The sequence below is a fragment of the Methylophaga sp. UBA3613 genome, assembly GCF_002375415.1.
Classification (GTDB): domain Bacteria; phylum Pseudomonadota; class Gammaproteobacteria; order Nitrosococcales; family Methylophagaceae; genus Methylophaga.
In genome coordinates this window covers 597,208-605,052 of sequence record NZ_DFLS01000004.1, presented here as the reverse complement: position 1 = coordinate 605,052, position 7,845 = coordinate 597,208, and the positions used below count along the sequence as shown (strand labels likewise).

Annotated in this window: 7 protein-coding genes; 3 read left to right on the top strand and 4 right to left on the bottom strand. The window is 43.0% G+C overall.

Annotation, left to right across the window (positions count from 1 at the left end):
• Positions 1–306: 306 nt before the first annotated feature.
• Positions 307–1,329: a helix-turn-helix domain-containing protein gene (locus B3S93_RS05000; RefSeq protein ID WP_292399463.1), complete on the bottom strand. Its 1,023-nt coding sequence runs from the start codon at positions 1,327–1,329 to the stop codon at positions 307–309.
• A 105-nt stretch (positions 1,330–1,434) separates the two neighbouring features.
• Between B3S93_RS05000 and B3S93_RS04995 the strand changes: the two genes are divergently transcribed.
• Positions 1,435–1,932 carry a hypothetical protein gene (locus tag B3S93_RS04995; protein ID WP_292399466.1) on the top strand — a complete coding sequence of 166 codons (498 nt, stop codon included), beginning with the start codon at positions 1,435–1,437 and terminating at the stop codon, positions 1,930–1,932.
• Between the two features lie 43 nt (positions 1,933–1,975).
• On the opposite strand, the gene tyrS is transcribed toward B3S93_RS04995, so the two are convergent.
• Entirely contained in the window at positions 1,976–3,175 is a 1,200-nt protein-coding gene (tyrS, locus tag B3S93_RS04990; protein ID WP_292399468.1) for a tyrosine--tRNA ligase, read from the bottom strand.
• Positions 3,176–3,297: 122 nt separating this feature from the next.
• Here tyrS and B3S93_RS04985 point away from each other — a divergent pair, with 122 nt between their 5' ends.
• Positions 3,298–4,890, top strand: a complete 1,593-nt coding sequence (locus tag B3S93_RS04985; protein WP_292399471.1) for a M23 family metallopeptidase — start codon at positions 3,298–3,300, stop codon at positions 4,888–4,890.
• A 32-nt stretch (positions 4,891–4,922) separates the two neighbouring features.
• Positions 4,923–6,029, top strand: a complete 1,107-nt coding sequence (locus B3S93_RS04980; RefSeq protein WP_292399473.1) for an anhydro-N-acetylmuramic acid kinase — start codon at positions 4,923–4,925, stop codon at positions 6,027–6,029.
• Here B3S93_RS04980 and gcvH read toward each other — a convergent pair.
• Together gcvH and malQ are read right to left on the bottom strand one after the other, a co-directional pair.
• Positions 6,005–6,394 carry a glycine cleavage system protein GcvH gene (gene gcvH, locus B3S93_RS04975; protein ID WP_292354224.1) on the bottom strand — a complete coding sequence of 130 codons (390 nt, stop codon included), beginning with the start codon at positions 6,392–6,394 and terminating at the stop codon, positions 6,005–6,007. The genes B3S93_RS04980 and gcvH overlap by 25 nt on opposite strands.
• Positions 6,387–7,844: a 4-alpha-glucanotransferase gene (malQ, locus tag B3S93_RS04970; RefSeq protein WP_292354222.1), complete on the bottom strand. Its 1,458-nt coding sequence runs from the start codon at positions 7,842–7,844 to the stop codon at positions 6,387–6,389. Before malQ ends, gcvH begins: the two co-directional genes overlap by 8 nt.
• Position 7,845 lies beyond the last annotated feature (1 nt).

Sequence of the window (7,845 nt, the reverse complement as noted above, 5' to 3'; positions counted from 1 at the left end):
GCAAAGAAGCGAGAATTATACAGACCTCGCTCAGTCTGTCAACCCTCAGAACGTTTATTTATCAGCGTTGAGGGCCGCCTGTCGAAACAGAACGGCGCATTCTACAGGTTGAATTGAATACGTCAACAGGAAGTTTTTCTTGATTGTTTTAGGGTTACGCTAGTCTTATGAATTGATAAGAAAAATACTGATTAAATAATTACAATTTACTCATTTGCCACTCTCAATCCAGTCGTTTTTTGGGTCATAGCACTCCACGTGCGCCAAGAGAGAGATACTTTATACTTACTTTGATACGAGGCGAATCTAGGAATTGGTAAATAATTGACGATATGCCCTAGGCGAACAACCGTAATATTTTTTAAAAACTCGACTGAAATGCGACATATTGTTAAAACCGTATCGCATAGCAATCTGGGTGATAGAAAGACGGGAATAAAAAACGTTTGCCAGACAATGCCGACATAGCTCCAATCTCTCTTCAGTCAGGAAGCGCATCAGCGAAGTATTTTCTTCGTTGAATAGGTTATTAAGATAACGTTTCGATAAGCCTGTCGCATCAGCAATTTTTGTTGCTGTGAGTTCTGGGTCGCTCATTGCACTCTTTATATATTGTTTGATACGTATCAACATAATCTGACGGTGGCTGGTTGTTGTCAGCTTATTTTCAATAACCTGCCCTAATGACAAGGTCAACATATCGACCACTGGCTGCGATAATAATTGAAACTGTGACCTGGAAAATTGTTCCAGTTGTTTAACGGTAGATTGAATAAAACTACTGGTGACAGAACCAATGCCCTCAGCCGAAGGAATCCGGGTAGCTGTAATTCTTCCAATATTATTTAGCCGTTGATCCAGAATCTTGCGGGGGATAGAAATTAATATCTTGGAAAAAGCTTCTGGAATAGTAATTCTGTGCGGCTGAGTCGCATCATAAATCGTCATTTCACCTGGTTTGAGAAAAACTTCTCTGCCACCCTGCTCCAACTTGTACTTCCCGGAAGTAAGCAGGACCATGAAATAGCAATCCTGACTTGAATGGGAAGGCTCTTGAGGTAATCGCTCCAATGTAATTGCATTGGATTGAATGGGTGATAGCCGTACACCTTCTTGCCAGGGATAAATCAACATATCATTGAACAGCACCATTTCCTGAGGCGGCGTAATATCGACGTTGGCATATTCCCGGCCAATGACTTCCTTCAGCCACTCTACCCGCTGAGCGCTGGGTTGTTGCTCAGTGCAGAAACGCTGCCCATCAAGACGAACAAGCGAATCAGGACCATCAGCTATCTGGCCTGGAGGAGCAATCAGTGCGTTTGTCATAACTCATCACCCAAATGTACAAGGATTTCTGCCGTTAGAGTAAAGAATACTCATCTTAAGCTCGGCATACTGCTGCTGTATTTCAGAATAATAACAGGAGAGAGCATGAAACAGAATGATAACCACGCTGGTAATGTGGTGCTGATAAGAGGTGCCTGCTTGTGGATACTGATGGCTTTATTACTGGCTTGGTCACTGGTTGGTATCTATAACCAGATTGGTTTTCTGGAGACTTTATTTCCGGGTAAACCTATGCGTGTGTTGCAGGCACATATCGACTTTTTACTAATGAGTGCTTTGATTCTGGGATTTTATGCTGCAAGGATTGGATTGCCATGGCATGTTCGCTGGGCGATGGTAACGGGGGCGTTTACCAATTCCAGTCTTTTTTTATTGTATGCAATGTTTCCTGAATTGGATCCGCTATCAGAAACATATACTCCTGCAGGTGTCTGGTTCACAGCTTTTAATATCTATTTATATTCAAGTCTATTAATAACCAGTTATGGCTTTGGTAAAGCTGCAGTTATTATATTTCTGACCACTCTTGAAAACGATTCAAGCGCAAAAAATTGTAAGCGATGTGGTCGACATCTGATGTGACAGCAGATTCATACCAGGCTAATAAATAATATTTTACAAAGAATCAAGTGGTAGAGATACGGGCAAATTTACGCTTGCCTACTTGAAAAACACCTTCGACACCCATCTTAATTAATAAGGATTTATCCTCTACTTTTTCGCCGTCGATTTTGACAGCCCCCTGCTGAATCATTCGCATTGCATCTGAGGTGCTACTTGTCAGCCCGGCCTCTTTAAGAACATTGGCTATTGGCATACCTTCAGCTCCAACAGCCAAAGTTACCTCAGTGATATCATCTGGGATTTCACCCTTTTTGAATTGATTTTCAAAATCCTGACGAGCTTGTGGTCCAGCATCTTCGCCATGAAAGCGAGAAACAATTTCCTCAGCAAATAACTTTTTAATCTCAACCGGATTCCTTCCCTCTGCTGTTGATTGCTTCCAATCAGCAATTTCATCCAATGACTTAAAACTGAGCAGTTCAATATAACGCCACATCAGTTCATCAGAAATTGACATGAGTTTGCCGAAGATATCCTTCGGACTTTCATCAATACCAATATAGTTAACCAGCGATTTGGACATTTTCTGCACACCATCCAGCCCAACCAGAAGTGGCATCGTCAAAACGCATTGTGGTGATTTTCCATAAGCCTTTTGTAATTCTCGTCCCATCAACAAGTTAAATTTCTGATCTGTTCCACCAAGTTCTACGTCAGCATCAAGCACAACAGAGTCATATCCTTGAATTAAAGGATATAAAAACTCATGAATAGCAATAGACTGGCCTGTTGTGTAACGTTTATGAAAATCATCACGCTCCAGCATACGGGCAACGGTATGGTGAGAAGCTAACCGAATCATATCGGCAGAAGATAACTCGTTCATCCAATGCGAATTGAAAACGACTTGAGTGCGTGCTGGATCCAGAATTTTGAATACTTGTTGTTGGTAAGTTTCCGCATTGCATTTGACCTGCTCAGGCGTTAATGGCTGGCGCGTCACATTTTTACCGGTTGGATCGCCAATCATCCCAGTAAAATCGCCAATCAAAAATAGAATCTCGTGTCCCAATTCCTGAAACAGACGCAACTTGTTAAGGAGTACCGTATGTCCAAGATGCAAGTCCGGCGCAGTAGGGTCAAAACCAGCTTTAATACGCAGTGGCTTACCACTTTCCAGCTTTTCTATCAGTTCTTTTTCAACCAGAATTTCTTCTGCTCCACGACGGATTTCTGCCAAGGTTTCTTGTACAGTTGTCATCATCGTTCTCCGCACATTAAAAATTGGCGGGCAATATAACACAAGATCTTGACCTGAAGGGGTTTCAATTCTGTGTAAATGCTGAGAGAATTGCACGAATTTACTATAAACAGGGAATGCCCATGAAGAAACGTAACAGACTTCTGAGCTCATCACAGCAATCAAAGTTATTTAAATCTGAATCGCTGTCTCCCCATAAAAACCGACATATCACTATTTTGTCGTTACTGGCATTAACCGGTATATTCATCACTGGGATTGTACTTGCTACAAGCGAACCAAGCGCCACGACAAGTCAAACTCAGCCAGTACAGCTGCCGAACATGCCTGAAAATACTGAAGCCACGACCTCAGAATTAGAAACAGCTATTAATTTACCCTCTCAGCCCTCTTCGGAACCTACACCCTCAGCTGATATTGTTACCATTGAAGAAGATCAACCTGTAACCACGAATGCTGCTTTGAGTGAATCTGCTGAAATTGAACGGCTGCATCTGAATCAACCGAAAGCAGCCCCTGAAAATGCATCAGATATTACTATCTTAAATGATGCCTTATCAGATTCTCCAGCTGACAGTGAAACCGCTTCAGACGAACTGAGTTGGCAAGAAATTGAAGTAAAATCAGGCGATAACCTTTCCTTGATTTTTCCCCGTGCAGGTTTAACTGCACGTGATGTTTATGTTGTTGCCCAGACGGCTGGTGAAGATGCAAAAGCCCTTCTCAATCTCAGACCCGGTCAAGTGCTTCGTTTTGGAACAGTGACGGATAATGAGCAGAAGCTGGAACTGAAACAGCTGCAATTACAATTAACTCCAATGAAAACATTGACCTTAACGTCAACTGAAAAAGGCTTTGAAACAGATCTCATTGAACGAGAACTCGATAAGCACCGCCAACTGGTTGCGGGTGAAATTCAAAGCTCACTCTTTTTAGATGCCCAAAAAGCCGGCATGTCAGATAAATTGATTATGCAAATGGCGCACATTTTCGGTTGGGATATCGATTTTGCATTGGACTTACGTCAGGGTGACAGTTTTAAAGTTATTTATAATGAAAACTTCCTGGATGGAGAGAAGATTGCTGATGGTGAAATCCTGGCAGCAGAATTTACCAATCGCGGCAAAACCTTCCGAGCTATTCGATTCACTGACAGCAATGGTGAAAGTCGTTTTTACACCCCAGACGGCGACAGCATGCGTAAAGCATTTACACGTACCCCTGTTCCTATTTCACGTATAAGTTCAGGCTTTAATCCAAATCGTAAACACCCTGTATTAAAAACTAACCGTCCCCACCGTGGCGTTGACTACGCTGCTGCAACTGGAACGCCTATTCTGGCAACTGGCGATGGCAAAGTAGCATTCGTTGGTAATAAGGGCGGTTATGGTCGTACAGTTATCCTGTCACATGGTGGACGATACACCACGCTATTTGCCCATATGTCTAAATATAAGAGTGGTATTCGCGCTGGCCAACGGGTAAGACAAGGTGAAGTCATTGGATATATTGGTAGCAGTGGACTAGCAACCGGGCCACATTTGCATTACGAATTCCGAATCGACGGCGTGCATAAAAACCCATTAACCGTCACTTTACCTAAAGCTGAACCGATTCCTGGTCAATATCTGGCAGAGTTCAAAACGCTGTCACTACCATTGCTTGCCAGCTTGGATAATCTGCAAGTTCCAACATTGGCATTTCGTCAAGACTAGCCATATCAATAATGGGACTTTATGTCGGTGTAATGTCAGGCACTAGTCTTGATGCAATTGATGTTGCATTAATCGAGACATCACCGACCGACCAACCGAAATTAATTGGTTTTCATAGTGCGGATTTTTCGAAAGATCTGCAAACTGCTTTAAGAACATTAATCCGCTCTCAACAATGTCAGCTATCCCAGTTGGGCGAGCTCGACATCCAGCTTGGCCATGCCTATACAGACGCGATATTTAATCTGCTGGAATCTGCTGATGTGTCACCCCATCAAGTTGATGGTATTGGTTGTCATGGCCAGACAGTTTTTCACTCTCCTGACTCAATTTATCCCTTTAGCATGCAAATCGGCAATGGTAATGTTATTGCGGAAAAAACCGGTATAACCACAGTATGTGACTTCCGTCAGCGTGATATGGTAAATGGAGGTCAGGGAGCACCATTAGTTCCAGCCTTCCACGCTGCTATGTTTCGTTCTGATAGCGAAAACAGGGTCATCGTCAATATTGGTGGCATTAGTAATATCACCATCTTAACCAAAGCCCCACATAGTTCACTTCAAGGATTTGATACCGGGCCAGGTAACACTCTGATGGATTCCTGGATACAAAAGCATAAACATCAGGCTTTTGATAATGACGGGCTATGGGCTGAAGCTGGGGAGGTTAATCAATCCCTGTTATTAACTTTAAAGTCTGATCCCTATTTCAAACGGGAAATCCCTAAAAGCACAGGTTGTGAATTATTTAACCAAAACTGGTTAATGCAGAAGATAATTGCTGCTAATTGCGCAGATCTACCACCACAGGATATTCAAGCCACACTCTTGGCATTAACCGCGTCGACAATTGCAGATGCTATTCATCAATACGCCGCTCAAACAGACAAACTTTATATCTGTGGTGGTGGGGCAAAAAATACTGCTTTAGTTAAGCAACTAAGGAAGGATTTAGCGCCGATTATTGTCGGCACTACCGCTGAAATCGGTTTAGATCCACAATGGGTCGAGTCGGCCGCCTTTGCATGGTTTGCTGAACAGACTTTGCAACATAACGCACTTGATTTGCGCCATTTAACAGGTGCTAGGCAACCCAGTATATTAGGTGCCATCTATTGGTCCAGAAAAGCCTCGTAGTCAGCGGAAGACATTAATTCTGCAGCTATTTCTTCATACGGAACCTCAGAGCGAAACCGCACAATCCATCCATTGTTAAAAGGTTCCTGATTAATCAGTTCAGGCATTTCGACCAGTTGCTGATTTATTGCAATGACTTCACCACTAATCGGCATAATCACATCCGAGGCTGATTTTACCGATTCAATGACTGCACACTCTTCACCCGCTGCAAACTGTTGCCCTTCAGCAGGCAACTCCACAAATACAATATCTCCAAGGCTATTCTGAGCATGTTCAGTGATACCAAGTGTAAAAATTCCATCACCTTGCTCTTCCAGCCAAATATGAGACTCACTAAAAAAATAATCTTCTATATTATTCATCAATGATACGTCCATATATTTTGTTTAAGGCACTTAAATTACCTGAGCAATATTCAGAGAGCATATTCCACTCAAACTGCCACATCCAGTTATCTTCCATGGTACCGGGAACATTCATTCGATGTTCACCACCTAACTCAAGTAAATCCTGCATAGGAATAACGGCAAGTTGAGAGACTGATTTTAATGCTACCCGGATAAGTAACCAGGGCATTGCTTCATCGCTGGGTCCGATATATTGATGCATATGATGCCGGGTTGCATCATCAAGCTCATGATACCATCCAAGACTGGTGTTGTTATCGTGAGTGCCGGTATAAGTAATACTATCCCTGCAGTGTTGATGTGGAAGATAAGGATTGTCAGCATCACCCCCAAAGGCAAATTGCAGAATCTTCATGCCAGGCATGGCAAATTGTTCTCGTAACGCAGTTACTTCTTCAGTGATTATTCCCAGATCTTCGGCAACAAGAGGAAGCTCACCAAAGTTTGCTACCAATTTATTAAATAACGCTTCACCTGGGGCTTTACCCCACTCACCTTCCATTGCCGTTTCGCAACTGGCCGGAATCTCCCAACATGACTCAAACCCCCTGAAATGATCTATACGGATTAAATCAAACAGCTCGAGCTGAGTCGACAAACGTTTTACCCACCAATCAAAATCTTCGTCAATGTGCGCCTGCCATTCATAAAGCGGGTTACCCCAACGTTGTCCCGTTGCAGAAAAATAATCAGGCGGAACACCGGTTACCTTTGTGGCCTGCCCTGTCTCATCGAGGGTAAACAATTCCGGTGCTGCCCATACATCGGCACTGTCATGGGCAACGAAAATTGGCATATCACCAAACAATTTGACGTTCTTCTGATTGGCATAGGTTTTTAAATTGTTCCATTGCTGGAAAAACAGAAACTGTTCAAATCGGCGAATATTCAGGGATTCTGCACGTTGCTCAGCCAAGTCTTTCAGCGTGGCCGGGTCTCTGTCACGAAACTCAACTGGCCAGTCAAACCATGGTAGTGCATGATTCAGATTACGTATTTCACGATACAGAATATAATCTTCCAACCAAAATGCCTGTCGCTGACAAAAACTATCAAAGGCAGCCCAGTCAGCCTCATTAGCATTTTCGTAGAATTGCTTGTAAGCATTTGCCACGATTGTGTAGATTTTTTTACCCGCCAGATCTTCGGTGTGCACCCAGGGTTGAGCTTTAATATAAGCTTCACATAACAGTTTGTTATTGCCAGCATGAGCCGATAAACATTGATAAGGCGAACCATCATCATGGGTAGGTCCTAATGGCAGCATCTGCCAGACTGTTACCCCTGATTGGTGCAAAAAATCCACAAAACGGTAGGCATCTGCCCCTAAGTTTCTACTGGGTAAACTGGTGATATGCAGCAATACACCGGTCCGACGATTATCAAAGATATGAGCCTGTTTCATT